This is a genomic window from Sphingobium sp. IP1 (assembly GCF_002708645.1).
GTDB lineage: Bacteria > Pseudomonadota > Alphaproteobacteria > Sphingomonadales > Sphingomonadaceae > Sphingobium > Sphingobium yanoikuyae.
Genome location: NZ_NOIW01000043.1, coordinates 1 through 18,402 on the forward strand (window position 1 = coordinate 1; position 18,402 = coordinate 18,402).

Sequence of the window (18,402 nt, forward strand, 5' to 3'; positions counted from 1 at the left end):
AATATATTGAATTATAATGATTTAATTTCATTTCTCCTACAATTTGTCCCGCGCTTCTGACGGCTCGATACTGGCCACTTCAATTCCCGACCCGCCCATTCAAGAAGGCGGGAAGGCTTTTGGCGAGGGCCAGAAAGACAACTGTCATGCAGATTTCCGATTTCCCCGACGCGCCGATCGCCCGGCGTCCCTGGTATCTTCATCTCTATGCGCAGGTGCTGCTGGCGATCATCGCCGGCGTGGCGCTCGGCCATTTCGCGCCGCATCTGGGGGAGGCGATGAAGCCGGTCGGCGACGCCTTCATCAAGGCGGTGAAGATGGTCATCGCCCCGGTCATTTTCCTGACGATCGTCACCGGCATTGCCGGCATGCGCGACATCGCCAGCGTCGGCCGGGTCGCGGGCAAGGCCTTCGCCTATTTCCTCTTCTTCTCCACCCTGGCGCTGGTCGTCGGCATGATCGTCGCCAATGTGGTGCAGCCGGGCGCGGGCCTCAACATCGACCCCGCCACGCTCGACGCCAGCAAGGTCAGCGAATATGCGCAGAAGGCGCATGACAGCACGCTGACCGGTTTCCTGACCGGCATCATCCCCGACAGTTTCCTGTCCGCCTTCGTCAGCGGCAATATCCTTCAGGTGCTGTTCGTCGCCATCCTGTTCGGGGTCGCGCTGGCTCTGATCGGCGATCGCGGTGCGCGCGTGCTCGACCTGCTCGAAGATGTCTCGACCGCCGTGTTCAAGCTGGTCGCCATCGTCATGAAGGCCGCGCCCGTGGGTGCGTTCGGCGCCATGGCCTTCACCATCGGCAAATATGGCGTCGGCACGCTCGCCAATCTCGCGTTCCTGGTCGGCACCTTCTACCTCACTTCGGCGCTGTTTGTGGTCGTGATCCTGGGCCTGGTCGCCCGTGCCGCCGGCTTCTCGATCTTCGGCCTGATCCGTTACCTCAAGACCGAATTGCTGCTGGTGCTGGGCACCTCCTCGTCGGAAAGCGCGCTGCCGGCCCTGATCGAGAAGATGGAGCGGGCGGGCTGCCCCAAGTCGATCGTCGGCCTGGTCGTGCCGACCGGCTACAGCTTCAACCTTGACGGCACCAATATCTACATGACGCTGGCGGCGCTGTTCATCGCGCAGGCCACCGGCGTCGATCTGTCGATCGGCGACCAGATCCTGTTGCTGGGCGTGGCCATGCTCTCGTCCAAGGGCGCGGCGGGCGTGACCGGTGCCGGCTTCATCACGCTGGCGGCGACACTCTCCATCGTCCCGTCCGTGCCTGTCGCCGGCATGGCCCTGATCCTGGGCGTCGATCGCTTCATGAGCGAATGTCGCAGCCTCACCAACTTCATCGGCAATGCGGTGGCGACGGTCGTCGTCTCGCGTTGGGAAGGGAAGCTGGATCAGCAGCAATTGCAAGCCGCGATGCGGGGCGAGGGCGGGGCGCCATCCCCGACGGCCCCGGCGCTCGCCAGCGCCGTACCGGCGGAATGAGGCGCAGCCACCATGGTTCGTTTCTCCTGCGCGGCCGCGCGCCGCCCCGTCGCTGCCTCCGCTCTCACTTTGGCCACCCTGTTCGCCACGCCAGCATGGGCCGACGCCATGCCCGCTGAGCCCACCAGCCTCTATCCCGCTGATGCGGTCGGCGAAGGCGCGGTATCGGGCGGCTACGCCCTGTCGCGCTGGGCGGAGGACTGGCGCAGCAAGGCCGATCCCCAGCAGCGCGGCGACCTGTTCGATCGCCTCAAATATCTGCCGCTCGACGATGATGGCGACATCTTTCTGACGCTCAGCGGCGAGGCGCGGGTGCGGGTCAATTACACGACCAACCTCAACCTGCGGAACGCCGGCAGCCAGCGGCAGGACATCAACCGGCTGGTCGGTGGCGCCGACCTGCATGTCGGGCCGCATCTGCGCTTCTATGGCGAAATCGCCCATGGCGGCATGTCCGGTGACAATATCGGCACGCCGTCGGGATCGCTGCGCAATGATCTGGTGCTGCTCCAGTCCTTCGCCGAACTGAAGGGGCGGGTCGCCGGCATGGACCTGGGCCTGCGCTATGGGCGCCAGGAATTTACCGACGGCCCCAATCTGCTGACGTCGCAGCGCGACAACAACACGATCCGCTATGCGCTGAACGGCGTGCGGGCCTGGGCGCGGACGGGATCGCTGCGCATCGATGCCTTCGATTTCAAGCCGACCGCGCTGGGCAATGGCGGGACGGGCGACGACAAGGTCGAGCAGGGCCGGCGTTTTTCCGGCTTCACCGCCGGCATCCGCATTCCCGAAAAGGCGCTGGGCGGATCGGAACTCTATCTCGATCCCTTCTTCTGGCGGTTGCGCACCAGCGAGGCATTGTGGGGCGGTGTGGCCGGCCGGGTCGAGCGCTTCTATGCCGGCGCGCGCTTGTGGGGGCAGGTTGGCCCGGTCAATCTCGACTGGACCGTCAACCACCAGTTCGGCGATTTCGACGGGCGCGACATCAACGCCTGGCAGCTTTTCTTCAACCAGAGCTACAAGCTGCCCGGCGACCTGCCGATGGGGCCGCGCATCGGCTTCCACGCCGATTATGCAAGCGGCGGCGGCACGTTCGAGGGTGGCACGCTGAAGGCCGCCTACGCCCCCTTCGGCAATAATATCTATTACAGCTACCAGCTGTGCATGACGCCGACCAACCTCAAGACGCTGGCGCCCAGCCTGACCCTGTCGCCGCTCAAGGGCGTGAAGATGCTGATGGAATATCAGTTCGCCTGGCGCGCCGATGAAAATGATGCGGTCTATCGCGCCAACAAGTCGATCTTCGCCGGCACCCAATCGGTTCCCGGTCACAAGATCGGCGAATCCATCCGTGCGCAGATCACATGGTCGATCACGCCGCGCCTGTCCTTTGTCGGGCGCTACGAGCATCTGGATGCTGGCCCGGTGCTCAGTCGTGCCGGCTATGGCAACAGCGATTATCTGGCCGGTTGGCTGAGCTTCCGTTTCTGAAGGATGATGGGGTGGTGCGCATGACCTGACGGATAAGATTGGCGAACGCGCATCCGGCCGCCCGGCCCCTTTCCACGCAAATTTGGAACCCACGATCATGACATCCTCCTCCAGTCCGGCGGCATCGCGCCGCCGGCCCCTGTTCAAGAAGATCCTCCTTACCCTCGCCATCCTCCTCCTGGTGCTGGCGATCACCGCCGCCGCATTCCTGTTCCGTCCCATGGCCTCGCCCGCTGGCAAGGCGGCCGCCAATGACCAGCCGGTCGATGTGCTGGTGATCGGCGGCGGCATCATGGGCGTGACGCTGGCCACCTATCTCCAGGAGATGGAGCCGGACTGGCGGATCGATATCTATGAGCGGATGGACAAGGTCGCGCAGGAAAGCTCCAATGGCTGGAACAATGCGGGCACAGGCCATTCGGGCTTTGCCGAGCTGAACTATACGCCGGAGAAGGACGACGGATCGATCGCGACCGAAAAGGCCGTGGACATCGCCGAGCAGTTCGAGATTTCGCGCCAGTTCTGGTCGCATGAGGTCAAGCAGGGCCGCCTGCCCAAGCCGACCGACTTCATCAACCCGACGCCGCATATGAGCTTCGTCTGGGGTGACGACAATATCGCCTATCTGCACAAGCGCCGCGATGCGCTGGTCAAGAACCCGCTTTTCTACGGCATGCAATATTCGCAGGATCCGGCACAGATCCGCCGCTGGGCGCCGCTGGTGATGGAGGGGCGCGACCCGAAGCAGAAGGTGGCGGCGACGTTCATGCCGCTCGGCACCGATGTCAATTTCGGTGTCATCACCACCCAGTTGACCCATGCGCTGACCCGCAATCCCAATTTCAACCTGCAGCTTGGCCATGAGGTGCGCGGCCTGCATCAGAATGCGGACAAGACGTGGAACGTCACCGTCCATGACCTCAAGAAGAACAGCGATGCCGTGGTGAAGGCGAAGTTCGTCTTCATCGGCGCGGGCGGTGCCTCGCTCAAGCTGCTGCAGATGTCGGGCATTCCGGAATCGAAAAACTATGCCGGCTTCCCGGTCGGCGGCCAGTTCCTGGCGTTCGAGGGGCCGGCCGCGACCAGCCGTCACAATGTGAAGGTCTATGGCAAGGCGGAGGCCGGATCGCCGCCCATGTCGGTGCCGCATCTTGACGCGCGCAAGCTCGACGGCAAGTCGGTCACCCTGTTCGGTCCCTTCGCACTCCAGAGCACGAAATTCCTGAAAAATGGCTCGTCGTTCGATCTGTTCGCTTCCATCTACAAGAATAATGTGGGCGGCATGATGAAGGTCGGCGCGGAAAATCTGGATCTGGTCCGCTATCTGGCGCAGCAGGCGACGCTGACCGATGCCCAGCGCCAGGCCGAACTGGTCAAATATTATCCCAATGCCAAGCGCGGCGACTGGAAGCTGATCACTGCGGGCCAGCGCGTGCAGGTGATCAAATATGATCCCAAGAAGGGCACGCTGCTTCAGTTCGGGACCGAGATCGTCACCGACAAGGATGCCAGCATCGCCGCGCTGCTGGGCGCCTCGCCCGGCGCTTCCACCTCGCCGGCGATCATGCTGGAAGTGATGCGCCGCGCCTTCCCGCAGCAGATGGCGACAAGCTGGAAGCCCAAGGTGGCGGCGATGGTGCCTTCCTATGGGCAGAAGCTCAACGCCAGCCCGGACCTCACCAACCGTATCCGTCGCATGACCAGCCAGACTTTGGGCCTGCCCTATATCGAGGTGCCGGCGGGCCTGAATGGTGCGATGCCCGATGCCGGCGCCAAATTACCGGCGAAGCGCAACCTCAATTCGGAACAGCAGGCGCTGTAACGACCGGACAGGGGATGGGTTGGCGCGCGATCGCCAGCCTGTTCCCTGTCCTCCAGCCTATCGGCGGGTGATGCCGGCACCACCGTCCACCGGGAATACGCCACCGGTGATCCAGGCGGCTTCATCGGACGCGAGGAACAGTACCAGATTGGCAACATCCTCGACGGTGCCGAGCCGGCCGAGCGGATGGCGCAGGATATTGGCGGCCAGCGCGGCCGCCGGATCGGGCTGCCGGTCGAAGGAGGCGCGCAGCATTGCCGTGTCGATCGAGGCCGGGGCGACGCAATTGGCGCGAAGGCCGTCGGCTGCGACGTCCAGCGCAAAGCCCTTCATGAAGGTTTCGAGGCCGCCCTTCGATGCGGCATAGGCCGCCAGGCTTGGCGCGCCCATGCGGGCATTGATCGAGGAAATGAAGACGAAACTGCCCCGGCCTGCGCCCTGCATGGCAGGAGCGAAGGCCTGGACCAGGCGGACCGCACCGCCGACATTCACGTCATAGACCGCATTGAAGGCCTGGGGCGAGGAGGCGAAGATGTCCGCCTGTTCGGTGGCTGCGCCGGCATGGACGATGATGTCCGGCGGCCCAAGCCGTGCCAGCAGGTCGGCCGCGCCCTGCGCGATGCCGGCGTCGTCGGCCAGGTCGCAGATCCATGCCTCATCCCCCGCATCGGGGGCGATCCGGTCCATCGCGACGACATGGGCGCCCTCCGCCTTGAAGCGGACGCAAATGGCCGCGCCGATGCCGCCGGCGGCACCGGTGATGAGAGCGATCTTGCCGGACAGGCGGGGCATATCTTCTCCATTCGTATTTATAAAAGCAACATATCATCTAGAGATGTACTCGCAATGGCATAATTCTGACAATGTCAGATTGACGTGTTGCTAAATGAGCGATAACTGAAACGGAAACAGGAGAGGAAGGGGTTCCATGAAGGTCAGTGGCGTATATCCGGTTCTGCCCACGCCGTTCGATGCGTCCGGCGCGATCGACGATAGCGGCATGGATGCGATTGTCGATTTCGTCGTCGATTGCGGTGTCGACGGCGCAGTCTTTCCGGGCCTCGCCAGCGAATATGACATGCTCTCGCTCGATGAGCGGATCGGCCTCATTGCCCGGATCGCCGCGCGCATCGATGGCCGCATTGGCTTCATCATCGGCGCGTCCAGCCCCGATATCGAAGAAAGCCTGGCGCTGATCCGCGCGGGCAAGGAAGCGGGCGCCGCCGGCGCGATGGTGATGACGCCGGGCGCGCTGGCCGGCGACAATGACGCGCTGGCCGCCCATTATCGCAAACTGGGCGAGGCCGGCCTGCCGCTGATGCTGCAAAATGCGCCCCGGCCGATGGGTGCGGGCCTGAGCGCAGAAGATGTCATCGCCGTGGTCGGTGCCGTCCCCGCCATCCACTGGGTCAAGGAAGAGAATATGCCGTGTGGCCAGCGGATCAGCGCGATCCGCGCCGCCGCGCCCGATCATCTGCTGGGCGTGTTCGGCGGTGCCGGTGGCCGTTACATCACCGATGAACTGGCGCGCGGCGCGATCGGCACCATGCCGGCGGCCGAACTGCCCGAGGCGCATGTCGCGCTGATGGCTGCCCATCTGGCCGGCGACGGTGATGCGGTGCGCACCCATTATGAACGGATGCTGCCGCTGCTGATGATGCAGGCGGTGTTCCGCTGGCGCCTGACCAAGGAAGTCTTGCGCCGGCGCGGCCTGATAGCGGACGCCTTCACCCGCGCGCCCGGCCCGGAACTGGACGAGGGCGACCAGCGCGAGCTTGACCGCATCCTCGCACGGATCGACGATTGGAGCGGAATCGGCGTGGTGCAGGGCTGAAGGATATGGGCGCGATGGACGATGTGATCGAGCGGCTGGACGTCTTCACCGTCACCATTCCGCGCGACGTGCCCTATCTGGGCGCGCTGGGGCCGGGCGAGGAAGTCAACGCGGCCGGCTATATCGTCCGGCGCCGCAACGGCACCATCTATCCGACGGTCGACCGATCGGTCGTGGTGCGCGCCACCACCCGATCAGGGCTGGTCGGCTGGGGCGAGACCTATGGCCTGGTCGCGCCGGGGGCGATCCACGAACTGGTCGACGATGTCATCGCGCCGATCCTGATCGGCCGATCGGCCCATGATGTGGAGGTGATCTGGGAAGATCTCTACGACCTGATGCGGGTGCGCGGCTATCAGGGCGGTTTCTGGCTGGATGCGATGGCGGCGGTCGACATCGCGCTGTGGGATATCCATGCCCGCGCCGCCAGCCTGCCGCTCTGCCGCGTGCTGGGCGGGCAGCGGCGCGAGACCATTCCGGCCTATGTCTCCGGCCTGCCCGAACCGACATTGGAGGCACGCTGCGCACTGGCGAAGCGCTTCGTCGACCAGGGGTTCGACGCGATCAAGTTCGCCGGCGTGGTCAGCTTCGACGGGATCGAGGCGGAGGCGCGGGCCTTGCGCGCCGCGATCGGCCCGGACGTCAAACTGATGGTCGACCTGCACTGGATGTATTCAGCGGCCGAGGCGGTGGCGCTCGTCCGCCGGCTCGAACCGCATGACCTTTATTTCGCCGAGGCGCCGGTCAAGCCCGAGGATGTGGCGGGGCTGGCCGATGTCGCCGCCCGCGTCGCGACGCCGATCGCGGCGGGCGAGGAATGGCGCAGCGTGTTCGACGCCCGGCCCCGGCTGGAAGCACGCGCGGTATCGATCGTGCAGCCCGAAATGGGCCATACCGGCATCACCCAGTTCATGCGCATCGCCCGGCTGGCGGAGGCGCATCATGTCCGGGTGATGCCGCATGCGACCATCGGCGTCGGTATCTTTGCAGCGGCCAGCCTGCATGCCGCCGCGGCGGTGCGCGACCTGCCCTATCATGAATATCAGCATTCGATCCTGCCGCGTTCGGCGTTGCTGCTCGACGGGCGCCTGTCCTGCACGGCCGGCGCCTTTGCCCTGCCCGAAGGGCCGGGGCTGGGGGTGGCGCCGAACGCGGCCTTCTGGAACCATGTAACGCGGGGGCGGCAATGAGATATCTGGGCTGGCTAAACGCCATGGTCGGACGCTAGAAACGGCCATGCGCACGAAAATCAACGCCCAGCCCAACCAGAGCCTGATCGACGGGATCACCACGCTTCAGGCGCTCGCTTCCTCGCCCGAGCCGATCGGCTGCCGCGAACTGGCGCGACAACTGGATTCCGATCCGACCAAGATCAACCGCCTGCTCAAGACGCTGGCCTATCTGGGCATCGCCCGCCAGACCGCGAACCGCAAATATACCGCCGGGCCGGGCATGCATGTGCTGGCCGCGCAGAGCCTGTTTGCGTCCGGCCTGATCCGCCGCGCCCTGCCGGAACTGGAGCAACTGCGCCGCTACGGTCATACGGTGGCGATGGGCGTGCTGTGGAATGACAGCGTCTCCTATCTCTTCCACGCCCCGCCGGGGATCGAGGCGTCGCGCGGCCTGGGGCGTATCGGCCTGTTGCCGGCGACCACCAGCGGCATCGGGATCGCGCTGCTTGCGGAACTGGAGGATGCGGATGTGCGCGAGCTGTATGAAGGGCGCGACATTCCGATGTTCCCGGACGGCATCGACAGCCTGCTCGCCAAGTTGAGCGAGGTTCGTGCGCTGGGCTATGCGCGCGTCCATGTGGCGGATGAGCGCGACCATCATATCGTGTCCGTGTCGATGGGCGATCCGGTCCATGCCGGCATTGCCATGTCGGGCTGGATTCCCGAGGGGGCGACGGCGCCGCTGGTCGAGGCCCTGCGCGAGGCGGCGCAGCGCATCGGGGAGTAAATGTTGCTTCATGTGATACAAATATGCCGCCATATTGATTTTATTCCCCAAAATTGGCCAATTAAATCGATATAGAAGCAACAAATTTCAGATTTCGGGATTGACACGTCGCTAATTGTGCAACAATTTCTCCCTCAGAAGCACAATGCTCGCACAGGAGGGGATGAAGATGCGCAAGGTAGCAAAATGCGCGAGCCTGTTGGTACTGGCCAGCACGGCCGTGTTTCCGACGATCGTAGCCGCCCAGGAAACCGCAGAGCCGCAACCCGCCCAGGCGGCCGATGGCGCGGTTGCCGATATCGTCGTCACCGGCATTCGTCAGAGCCTGAGCAAGGGCATCGAGACCAAGCGCCAGGCTGTCACCTTCGTTGACTCGATCGTGGCCGAGGATGTCGGCAAGCTGCCCGACCAGAATATCGCGGAATCGCTCCAGCGCGTATCGGGTGTGCAGATCCGCCGCTCGCTGGGCGATGGCACCAGCGTCTCGATCCGCGGCCTGCGCCAGAACCGGACCGAGGTGAATGGCCGCTCGCTGGTCAGCCCCTTTGGCCGTGGTCCCGGTGTGCCGGCCGATGCCGATTTCAATCCGCTGTCGCTTTATCCCGCCGAACTGATCAGCCGCCTGGAAGTCACCAAGCTGCTGTCGGCCGACCAGATTGACGGGTCGCTGGGCGGCACGGTCAACATCATCACCCGCAAGCCGCTCGACGCGCCGAACACGATGGTCGCCGGCCGGATCGAGGGCAGCTATGCCGACATGCTCGACCGCAAGGGTGTCAGCGGTTCGCTGCTCTATTCGCGCAATTTCGATGACCGGTTCGGCGTTCTGGTGAATGTGACCGCATCCGATCGGCCGATCCAGGAGGACAGCTTCAACAGCTTCGCCGGCTTCCTGCCGCTGACTGGCGCGTTCGACCCCGATGGCGATGGCGTGGCCGACAATGATCCCAATGGCGATGGTCTGGCCGGCACCTATATCGCCGACCTCCGCTATCAGCGGCTGCGCGAACGGCGCAAGCGGCTGGGCGCCAATGTCGTGCTGCAATGGCGGCCGACCGACGAATTGGAGCTGTCGCTGGACACCGTCTATGCCGCCGGCAAGGCCAAGCGCCGGCGCAACTGGTTCGCCGTCGCGCTGACCAGCAATGGCGCGGACTATGTCGACTACAGCTTCTCGCCCAATGAGGTGCTGGTCGCTGGCACGGTCCGCCGGCCGCTGCAGGGCAATGACGAGCGGCTGACGATCAAGGATGACTCGCTCTCCAGCGCGCTCAACCTGCGTTATGAAAAGGGGCCGTGGACGATCAAGGCGGAGGGCAGCTATTCGGACGCCCAGCTCAACTACAACCAGACCTATGTCCGCACCCAGACGCAGGCATCCTATCTGACCTCGTTCGATTTCACCGGTGGCGGCGTGCCGCAACTGACCCTGCCTTCGGGCGTCGATTTGCTCGATCCGTCGCTCTACAATTATTCCAACTTCTTCGATAACCGCTTTGAATCCAATGCGAAGGAATATGCCGGCCGGGTTGACCTGCGCTATGCGATCGAAAGCGGCGTGCTCGACTCCCTCGAGGTCGGCGGCCGTATCGCCAAGCTCAAGACCGCGCGCAATTCGCTGCTGTCACAGCTCACCTCCTCGGTCCGCCTGACCGATCGGGATGCAGCGCTCTATGAGGTCGGCAGCTTCCCCGATCTGCTGGGTGGCAAGGCGCCCTTCGCCCAATCCTATCTGGTCGGCAATCCGTTCGGCACTGGCGCGGACTTTGCCTGCGAGGCGATATTGGGCAGTTGCACGCCGCGCGTGCTGGACCCCACCGCCTCCTACAAGCTCGATGAAGTCACCAAGGCGGGCTATGTGAAGCTCAATCTGAAGGGTGATCTGGGCAGCATTCCCTTCTCCGGCAATATCGGCCTGCGTTACACCCGCACCGACCGTGATGCGGTATCCGCGCTGCGCCGCGCCGACGGCACGTTCCAGCCGGTCACCGCATCGCCCTCCTATGAGGACTGGTTGCCGAGCGCGGTGCTGAAATTCGACCTGACCGACAAGCTGGTGGCCCGTGTCGGTGCGGCCAAAGTCGTCGGCCTGCCGGACTCGCAGGATCTGAGCCCCGGCCTGCTGCTCAACCGCATCGTCTATACCGGGACCGGCGGCAATCCGAACCTCAAGCCCTTCCGCGCGGACCAGTATGACGTGTCGCTGGAATGGTATTTCCGCCAGGGTTCGGCGCTGACGGTCGGCCTTTTCTACAAGGATATCGGCTCCTTCCTGACCACCCGCTCGACCTTCGAGGATGTGCCGGGCGAGACCCAGCAATTCCTGGTCACGCGCAAGGTCAATGGCGAGGGCGGCAAGCTCAAGGGCGCGGAAGTGATGCTGCAGTTGCCGTTCAACTTCCTGGATGGCTTTGCCAGCGGCTTCGGCATCCTGGCGAACTACAGCTATATCGACAGCAGCACGCCATTCGTGAATGCCCGCACCGGCGCCACCCTGCCGCTGGAAGGGCTGTCCAAGCATAATGCCAATCTGGTCGGCTATTATGAAAAAGACGGGTTCGGCCTGCGCGTCGCCTATAATTATCGCTCGGGCTATCTCGACAGTGTGACGGCGGGTGGCGAAGGCTCCTTCTTCAAGCCCTATGAGACGATCGACGCATCGATCCGTTATGATTTTGGCGCCTTTGGTATCTATGCCGAGGCCGGCAACCTGACCAACGAGAAGCAGATCCGCTATACCGGCGCGCCCGAAGCGATCGCTCTCTATGCCGAGCAGGGCCGCCGCTTCGCCATCGGCGCCAACTTCAAGTTCTGAGGACGGGATGACTATGCTGATCGCGGGCGATTGGGGATCAAGCAACATGCGCCTTCACCTGTGCCGGGTGGAGGAGGGGCGGCTGATCCCGGTCGAGACGGTGCGCGGCAAGGGCGCCAAGGATGTTACCGATCATGAAACCGCCTTTCGCGCGGCGGCGGGTGACTGGATCGATCGCCATGGTCCGATGTCGGTGCTGCTGTCGGGCATGATCGGGTCGACCATCGGTTGGCGTGAGGCGGCCTATCTGCCTTGCCCGGCCGGGCCCGAGGCGATGGCCGGCGCGCTGCTGCGGTTCGAGGCGGCGGGATGCCCTATCGCGATCGTGCCGGGCCTGTCCTGCCGCAACATCTTTGGCCAGCCCGATGTGATGCGCGGCGAGGAAGTGCAATTGTTCGGCTGGCTGTCGGGCGTGGCGGACGATGATGCCGAACGGCTGATCTGCCTGCCGGGCACCCACGCCAAATGGGTGCGGACGCGGGGACGGACGGTGCTGGATTTCGTTACCTCGATGCAGGGAGAAATGCGCGAGTTGCTGCTCGCCCATGGCCTGCTCGGGCGGTCGCTGGCGAAACCCTATGATCCGGCCGCGCCGACCGACATGACTGTCTTCGATATAGGTGCCGGGCTGGTGGTCGATGATCCGACCTTGGCGATCGAGCATGGATTGTTCGCGCTGCGCAGTCGTATCCTGATGGGGGAACTGACCAGCGAAGCCGCGCCATCCTTCCTGTCCGGATTGATGATCGCTGCGGAGGTCCGCGACGCGGTCGCTGCCCATCGTGCGCGGGGTATGGCGGTGGACAGCATCGTGCTGGTCGGCGCGGAACTGCTGGTCGATCTTTACGGCCGGGTCTGCGAGCGTCTGGGGATCGTTACCGAAAAGGCGGCGGGTGACGGCACCGCACTCGCCGGCCTGTCGGCGATCGCCGCGCGCATGGAGGCGGCGGCCGCATGATCGAGGGGAAGGCCCGCAAGATCAGATGGGCGATCCTGGCGATGCTGTTCGCCTCGACCGTAATCAACTATCTCGACCGGCAGGCGCTCTCGATCCTGGCGACGACGGTGCAGCAAGACCTGCATATGGATGACATCGCCTATGCGCGCGTCGTCCAGGCTTTCCTGATTGCCTATACCTTCGCCTATCTGATGGCCGGCCGGGTGACCGACTGGCTGGGCACGCGCCTGTCTTTGGCGCTGTTCGTGGGCTGGTGGTCGCTGGCGAACCTGCTGACCGGCTTCGTCCGGTCGGCAGGGGAGCTGGGCGCGGCGCGCTTCGCGCTGGGGCTGGGCGAAGCGGGCAACTACACCGCCGGTCCCAAGGCGGTATCGGAACATTTTCCACCCAGGGAACGCGGCATTGCGCTTGGCATCTATACGGCCGGCGCGATGATCGGCGCGACGCTGGCGCCGCCGCTGATCGCCGGCATCGCGCTGCATTTCGGCTGGCGCGCGGCGTTCATCGCCACTGGCGCGGCGGGGCTTGTCTGGCTGGTCGTCTGGCTGATCGTCTATCCCCGCAGCACGCCGGAAGCCAAGGAGGAGAAGATCAGCGAGGGTGCGCTGTGGGGCCGAATCCTGCGCGACCGGTCGGTCTGGCTGCTCGCCGGTGCCCGCGCGGTCGCCGATCCGGTCTGGTATTTCTACCTCTTCTGGTTCCCCAAATATCTGACCGACATCTATGGACTGACCCTGATCGCGGTCGCCTCCATGGCGTGGATCGTCTATCTCGCGGCCGACCTTGGCAGCATTGGGGGCGGCTTCTTCTCCAGCCGGTTGATCGCGCGCGGTGTGGCGCCGGCAACCAGCCGCATCATCGTGATGGGCGCGGCCGCGCTGGTGGCGCCACTCGGCGCGATCGCGGCCAGCCATCCGGCCCTGCCGATCCTGTTCGCGCTCGCCTCTGCCGTGACCTTTGCCCATCTGGTGTTCCAGATCAACATCAGCACATTGATCGTCGATCTCTACCCCACCCGCATCGTCGCCACCGTGTTCGGCGTGGTCGCGGCGGGCAGCGGTCTTGGCGGCTTGCTCTCGACCCAATTGGTCGGCCAGCTTGTCGCGGGCGGTGCGTTCGAACGCAGCTTCCTGCTGATGGCGCTGCTCCATCCGATCGCCTTTCTGCTTGCCTTCCTGGCGCTGCGCAGTGCGCGCCGATCCAATGGGGAAGGCCAACTCGTCCACGCATAACAACAAGTGGGAGAGGAAGATGAAGCGTTTCTATGGACTGGCAGGGGGAATAGCCCTTGCCGGAACGGCGTCGGCCGCGCTGCTGTTGAGCGATGCGACGACCACGGGCGGCACCGGCGGATCGACCAGCGCTATCGCCAACTGGGTCAGCCTCGGCAGCCCGCTCCAGGCGGCGGCGGAAGAACCGATGGCCGCCGCGCTCGCCGCCAGCATCAGTGTCGAACGGGTGCCGCGCGACGCGGACTCCTCCAACCAGGCGGCCTGGTGGGTGCCGATCGCACTGGCGCCTGATGGCACGCTTTATGTCGCCTTCGACAGCCCGCCCGCTTCCGGCGCGGCCGGCAGCCACGAGGTCAAGATCGGCAAGCGCGACACAAGTGGCACCTGGACCTTCGCCGTGCTGCGCAATCCCGACGGAACGGTCTGGACCGAGGCGGACGATATCGGGCACAAGCAGCCGACCATCGCGGTCGATGGCGCGGGCGTGCTGCATGTGTGGGCCGACATGCATAATCTGTCGGACGGCATTCGCTATTTCCGCGCCGATGCGCCCGGCGGCATGAGTTTCACCCGCCAGACCGATATCCCCGCGACCGGCCTCTATACCTATCCGGTCGCCAAGCGGGCGCCCAATGGCGACGTCTATCTGATGATCCGCAGCTATGATGCGGCGACCTATGATGGCGAGGGCGAACTGTTCCGCTGGGCGATGTCTGGCAGCAGTGGCAGTTGGAGCCATGTCGGAACCTTTGCCGCCGCCAATGACGCGGTCGTCTATCCCGACGACATGACATTCGGCAGCGACGGCAGCGTCCATCTGCTGTGGGAATGGGCCAAGTCGCTGCCCCGGTCGCTGCGCCATTATGGCAGCTATCTGCGCTATTCGCCGACCGGCGGCGGCTGGAGCTATGCCGATGGCACGGCGGCGACACTGCCGGTGGGCCTCGCCAATGCCAAGCTCTTCTTCCTGCCGCTCCAGTCGGGCGAGGTCTTCACCACCAACCAGACGCTCAAGGGGCTGCAGAGCGCCAAGCTGGCGCTCGACGATTATAACCAGCCGACCATCGCCTATCGCTATCGCCCGACCGATGGCAGCGGGGACGCCAATTTCGATGTGTGGCGCGTGCGCTGGAGCGGCACCGGCTGGACGAGCCGGGAAAAAATCTACACGGCCAGCAACAATGTGCCCGCGGCGCTGGGCATATCGCGCACGGCGGCGCAGGTCCGCGTCTATTTCGCCACCACCGGCGAAGGGCTGCGTCAGGGGCTCAAGACATCGACGGCGTCGGGCTGGACGATCACCGACCTCGCGCCCGGCAAGGCCATAACCCGGCTTGCCACGGTGCCGCTCTCGGCCGACACCGACATCATCTATGGGGCCGCGCCGACCGATGTGAACAGCACCACCGGCAGCGTCTATCTGACGCAGGTCACGAACTGAAAGGGAGACGGGATGATCGGCAGTCGACGCGAATTTCTGGCAGCGGTGGCAAGTTCACCGTTGTTCGGCCGCTTTTCCGCGGCCACCGACGAGCCGACGCAGATCATCCCGCTCTGGCCCGACGGCGTGCCGGGCGGCAAGATACCGGCCATCACCGAAGTGGTGGACGACCAGATCGACACGCTGGGCTATCGCTACCGCGTCGGCATCCATGTGACGCGGCCGACCCTGTCCTGGTTCGCGGCGGCCAAGCCCACGGGCGCGGCAGTGCTGATCATTCCTGGCGGCGGCTATTCGCGGGTCGGCATCGATCGGGAAGGCTATGAATGCGCGCGCTGGATGGCGGACATGGGCATCCATGCCTTCGTCCTGCGCTATCGCCTGCCAGCCGATCGCTGGGCGGCGGGTGCCGATGTCGCGCTGCAGGATGCGCAGCGGGCGATGCGGCTGATCCGGGCCGGGCGCAGCGGCGGCTGGACCGTCGATCCGCAGAGGGTGCTGGTGCTGGGGGGCTCCGCCGGCGGTCATCTGGCCGGGAGCCTGTGCATGCGGCCCAATGACCGCATCTATCCGATGGCGGAAAGCGCGGACCATCTGTCGGCCCGGCCGGACGGGGCGATCCTGCTCTATCCGGTAGTGACGATGGCCGGCGCCACCAATGGCGGGAGCCGAAGGTCGCTGATCGGCGACGATCCGACCGACGCGCAAATAGCTGCCTATTCGCTGGACAAGATCGTGGCGTCGACCACGCCGCCGATGATCCTGTTCCATTCGGTCCATGACCGCACCGTCCCGGTCGACCAGTCGCTGACCCTGTTCGGGGCGGTGCGGGCCGCGCAGGGCGCGATCGACATGCATCTGTTCGACGAGGGCAGCCATGGCGTCGGCCTGCGCGGCGATCCGGCCCAGCCCTTTGCTGACTGGCCGGTGATTGCGCGCAAATGGCAGGTGCGGAGCGGGCTGGTCTGAGTGTCAGGGGCTCCCGTGGATGGAGGACATATTCTTCCAACCGATTGATCTTTTCCGTCGCATCGCGCTAAGCCCGGCCGATATCGTGGCGCCCGATCGGGCGCTGCCCGGAAAGGATGAGCATGTCCCCATATCTGAAGGCCGGCGCTGCGTTGGGCGCCTTGCTGCTGCTTCCCGTCACCGCCGCGCAGGCGCAGCAAAAGCTGACGCTGGAGCGGGTGTTCGCCAGCCCCGACCTTGCCGGCCCGCAGCCGCGCGCGCTCAAGCTCTCGCCCGACGGCAAGCTGGTGACCCTGCTCAAGCCGCGTGCTGACGAGAAGGAGCGGCTCGACCTGTGGGCGATCGACACCGCAACCGGCGCCGAACGCATGCTGGTGGATTCGAAGAAGACCGGCAGCGGTGCGGAACTGAGCGAAGCGGAAAAGATGCAGCGCGAACGGGACCGCTCGGTCGCTGGCAGTACCGGCATCACCAGCTATGATTGGTCGCCCGATGGCAAGACCATCCTGGTGCCGGTCGATGGCGATCTCTATCTCGCCGCGCTCGACGGCAAGGTCACCCGCCTCACCGACACGCCGGACGGCGAACTCAACGGCGTGGTCAGCCCCAAGGGCGGTTTCGTGTCCTTCGTGCGTGGCGGCAATTTGTTCGTGCAGCCGATGAACGGCAGCGAGAAGCAACTGACCCAGGGCGCCAGCGATACGGTCAGCTGGGGCGTGTCGGAATTCGTCGCGCAGGAGGAAATGGATCGGCGGACCGGCTATTGGTGGTCACCGACCGACGCGATGATCGCGGTCGCGCGGGTTGATGAAAGCCCGGTCGGGATTGTCACCCGCACCGCGATCGGCGGCGAGGGAACCAAGGTCTATCAGCAGCGCTATCCGGCCGCCGGTACCCCCAATGCGATCGTCGACCTTTTCGTCATGAAGGCGGACGGTTCGGGCCAGGTCCAGGTCGATCTCGGCGCGGACAAGAATGTCTATCTCGCCCGTGTCGACTGGTCGAAGGATGGCAAGACCCTCTATGTCCAGCGCGAAAGCCGGGATCAGCAGCGGCTTGACCTGCTTGCGGTCGATCCGGCGACCGGCAAGGCGAAGGTCGTCCTCACCGAAACGTCGAAAAGCTGGATCAACCTCAGCAATAATTTCACGCCGCTGAGTGACGGCAGTTTCCTGTGGTGGTCGGAAAAGACCGGCCATGGCCACCTCTATCATGTGCGGGGCGGCAAATGGACCGCGCTGACCAGCGGCGAATGGGAAGTACGCGATATCGTTGGCGTGGATGAGGGCAAGGGCCTGGTCTATTTCACCGGCAATCGCGAGACGCCGCTGGAGCAACAGCTTTATATCACGTCGCTAGCCAAGGCCGGTCCGCTCAAGGCGCTGACCGCCAAGGGCTGGTGGAACGACGCGGTGATGGATGGTGCGGCGAGCCGCATTGTCGTCACCCGCCAGAATGCCGACCAGCCCAAGCAGGTCTATCTGGCCGACAGCGGCGGCAAGCAGTTGCAATGGATTTCGGAAAATGCGCTGAAGGGCGATCATCCCTACGCACCCTATCTGGCGAGCCACGCCAGGACCGTGTTCGGCACCGTCAAGGCGGCCGATGGCAGCACGCTCTACACCAAGATGCTGACCCCGCCGATGCAGGCGGGCAAGCGCTATCCGGTGTTCATGATCCATTATGGCGGTCCGGGCGCCGGACGCCAGGTGACCAACACATGGAGCGGCGCGCTCAACCAATATCTGGTCGACCAGGGCTGGATCGTCTTTTCGATCGACAATCGCGGGACGCCCGATCGCGGCAAGGCGTTCGAGGATCATATCCATCGCGCCATGGGCACAGTCGAGGTGGACGACCAGCTGAAAGGCTTAGAATGGCTGAAGGCCCAGCCCTTCGTCGATCCCAAGCGGATTGCCACCTATGGCTGGTCCTATGGCGGCTATATGTCGCTCAAGCTGGCAGAAAAGGCGCCGGGCACCTTCGCCGCGATCGTTTCGGGCGCGCCGGTGACGAAATGGGAGTTTTACGACACCCATTATACCGAACGCTATCTGGGCCAGCCGCAGGACAAGCCCAGCGCCTATCCCGGCTCGGACGCGGTCGATGACGCGGTGAAGATCAAGGATCCGCTGCTGTTGATCCACGGCATGTCGGACGACAATGTCGTGTTCGACAATTCCACCGCGCTGATGGCCAAGATGCAGGGCGCGGCCGTGCCGTTCGAACTGATGGTCTATCCTGGCCAGACACATCGCGTCGGCGGACCGAAGATCAGCGTTCACCTCTGGACGACGATCGAGAATTTCCTGCGCGATCAGGGTGTCGATCCGGCCAAGTGAAGGCCGGGCGTGAGGAGTAAGGGATGGGTGGCGTCGGCCGTGCCGGCGC

At 64.6% G+C, this 18,402-nt stretch carries 13 protein-coding genes; 12 read left to right on the forward strand and 1 reads right to left on the reverse strand.

Translation table 11 applies throughout. The features are described 5' to 3' along the window. The first annotated feature begins 146 nt into the window (after nt 1-146). From CG471_RS15670 to mqo, 3 genes are all read left to right on the forward strand, one after another. Nucleotides 147-1,487 (forward strand): dicarboxylate/amino acid:cation symporter, encoded by a 1,341-nt coding sequence (locus CG471_RS15670; RefSeq protein WP_099232410.1) that lies wholly within the window; start codon nt 147-149, stop codon nt 1,485-1,487. 12 nt (nt 1,488-1,499) lie between these two features. Further along, on the forward strand, nt 1,500-2,981 hold the full coding sequence (locus tag CG471_RS15675) for an alginate export family protein (protein WP_099232411.1): 1,482 nt from the start codon (nt 1,500-1,502) through the stop codon (nt 2,979-2,981). 97 nt (nt 2,982-3,078) lie between these two features. Further along, nucleotides 3,079-4,803, forward strand: a complete 1,725-nt coding sequence (gene mqo / locus CG471_RS15680) for a malate dehydrogenase (quinone) (RefSeq protein ID WP_099232430.1) — start codon at nt 3,079-3,081, stop codon at nt 4,801-4,803. A 57-nt stretch (nt 4,804-4,860) separates the two neighbouring features. Here mqo and CG471_RS15685 read toward each other — a convergent pair whose 3' ends face one another. Further along, on the reverse strand, nt 4,861-5,595 hold the full coding sequence (locus CG471_RS15685; protein ID WP_099232412.1) for an SDR family NAD(P)-dependent oxidoreductase: 735 nt from the start codon (nt 5,593-5,595) through the stop codon (nt 4,861-4,863). A 136-nt stretch (nt 5,596-5,731) separates the two neighbouring features. Here CG471_RS15685 and CG471_RS15690 point away from each other — a divergent pair, with 136 nt between their 5' ends. The 9 genes from CG471_RS15690 to CG471_RS15730 all read left to right on the forward strand — a co-directional run bounded on the left by CG471_RS15690 (nt 5,732) and on the right by CG471_RS15730 (nt 18,353). After that, nucleotides 5,732-6,637 (forward strand): dihydrodipicolinate synthase family protein, encoded by a 906-nt coding sequence (locus CG471_RS15690; RefSeq protein WP_099232413.1) that lies wholly within the window; start codon nt 5,732-5,734, stop codon nt 6,635-6,637. Between the two features lie 14 nt (nt 6,638-6,651). Further along, nucleotides 6,652-7,827, forward strand: a complete 1,176-nt coding sequence (locus CG471_RS15695) for a mandelate racemase/muconate lactonizing enzyme family protein (protein ID WP_099232431.1) — start codon at nt 6,652-6,654, stop codon at nt 7,825-7,827. Between the two features lie 46 nt (nt 7,828-7,873). After that, a complete protein-coding gene (locus tag CG471_RS15700; protein ID WP_004207194.1) occupies nt 7,874-8,596 on the forward strand; it encodes an IclR family transcriptional regulator in 723 nt (240 codons plus the stop codon). A gap of 169 nt (nt 8,597-8,765) precedes the next feature. Next, complete coding sequence (locus tag CG471_RS15705) at nt 8,766-11,411, forward strand: TonB-dependent receptor (RefSeq protein WP_257211565.1); 2,646 nt, start codon at nt 8,766-8,768, stop codon at nt 11,409-11,411. A 7-nt stretch (nt 11,412-11,418) separates the two neighbouring features. Next, nucleotides 11,419-12,369 (forward strand): 2-dehydro-3-deoxygalactonokinase, encoded by a 951-nt coding sequence (locus tag CG471_RS15710; RefSeq protein WP_257211566.1) that lies wholly within the window; start codon nt 11,419-11,421, stop codon nt 12,367-12,369. Next, the gene (locus CG471_RS15715; RefSeq protein WP_099232416.1) at nt 12,366-13,601 is read left to right on the forward strand and encodes an MFS transporter; all 1,236 of its coding nucleotides are present in this window, start codon (nt 12,366-12,368) and stop codon (nt 13,599-13,601) included. Before CG471_RS15710 ends, CG471_RS15715 begins: the two co-directional genes overlap by 4 nt. A gap of 19 nt (nt 13,602-13,620) precedes the next feature. Next, nucleotides 13,621-15,042 (forward strand): BNR-4 repeat-containing protein, encoded by a 1,422-nt coding sequence (locus CG471_RS15720; protein WP_099232417.1) that lies wholly within the window; start codon nt 13,621-13,623, stop codon nt 15,040-15,042. A gap of 12 nt (nt 15,043-15,054) precedes the next feature. Further along, nucleotides 15,055-16,011 (forward strand): alpha/beta hydrolase, encoded by a 957-nt coding sequence (locus CG471_RS15725; protein ID WP_017499743.1) that lies wholly within the window; start codon nt 15,055-15,057, stop codon nt 16,009-16,011. 122 nt (nt 16,012-16,133) lie between these two features. Further along, nucleotides 16,134-18,353 (forward strand): S9 family peptidase, encoded by a 2,220-nt coding sequence (locus tag CG471_RS15730; RefSeq protein ID WP_099232418.1) that lies wholly within the window; start codon nt 16,134-16,136, stop codon nt 18,351-18,353. Nucleotides 18,354-18,402: the final 49 nt, after the last annotated feature.

Coding starts and splice junctions, on each gene's coding strand:
- CG471_RS15670 (WP_099232410.1), top strand. CDS start 147: ATGCAGATTTCCGATTTCCCCGACGCGCCGATCGCCCGGCGTCCCTGG.
- CG471_RS15675 (WP_099232411.1), top strand. CDS start 1,500: ATGGTTCGTTTCTCCTGCGCGGCCGCGCGCCGCCCCGTCGCTGCCTCC.
- mqo (WP_099232430.1), top strand. CDS start 3,079: ATGACATCCTCCTCCAGTCCGGCGGCATCGCGCCGCCGGCCCCTGTTC.
- CG471_RS15685 (WP_099232412.1), bottom strand. CDS start 5,595: ATGCCCCGCCTGTCCGGCAAGATCGCTCTCATCACCGGTGCCGCCGGC.
- CG471_RS15690 (WP_099232413.1), top strand. CDS start 5,732: ATGAAGGTCAGTGGCGTATATCCGGTTCTGCCCACGCCGTTCGATGCG.
- CG471_RS15695 (WP_099232431.1), top strand. CDS start 6,652: ATGGACGATGTGATCGAGCGGCTGGACGTCTTCACCGTCACCATTCCG.
- CG471_RS15700 (WP_004207194.1), top strand. CDS start 7,874: ATGCGCACGAAAATCAACGCCCAGCCCAACCAGAGCCTGATCGACGGG.
- CG471_RS15705 (WP_257211565.1), top strand. CDS start 8,766: ATGCGCAAGGTAGCAAAATGCGCGAGCCTGTTGGTACTGGCCAGCACG.
- CG471_RS15710 (WP_257211566.1), top strand. CDS start 11,419: ATGACTATGCTGATCGCGGGCGATTGGGGATCAAGCAACATGCGCCTT.
- CG471_RS15715 (WP_099232416.1), top strand. CDS start 12,366: ATGATCGAGGGGAAGGCCCGCAAGATCAGATGGGCGATCCTGGCGATG.
- CG471_RS15720 (WP_099232417.1), top strand. CDS start 13,621: ATGAAGCGTTTCTATGGACTGGCAGGGGGAATAGCCCTTGCCGGAACG.
- CG471_RS15725 (WP_017499743.1), top strand. CDS start 15,055: ATGATCGGCAGTCGACGCGAATTTCTGGCAGCGGTGGCAAGTTCACCG.
- CG471_RS15730 (WP_099232418.1), top strand. CDS start 16,134: ATGTCCCCATATCTGAAGGCCGGCGCTGCGTTGGGCGCCTTGCTGCTG.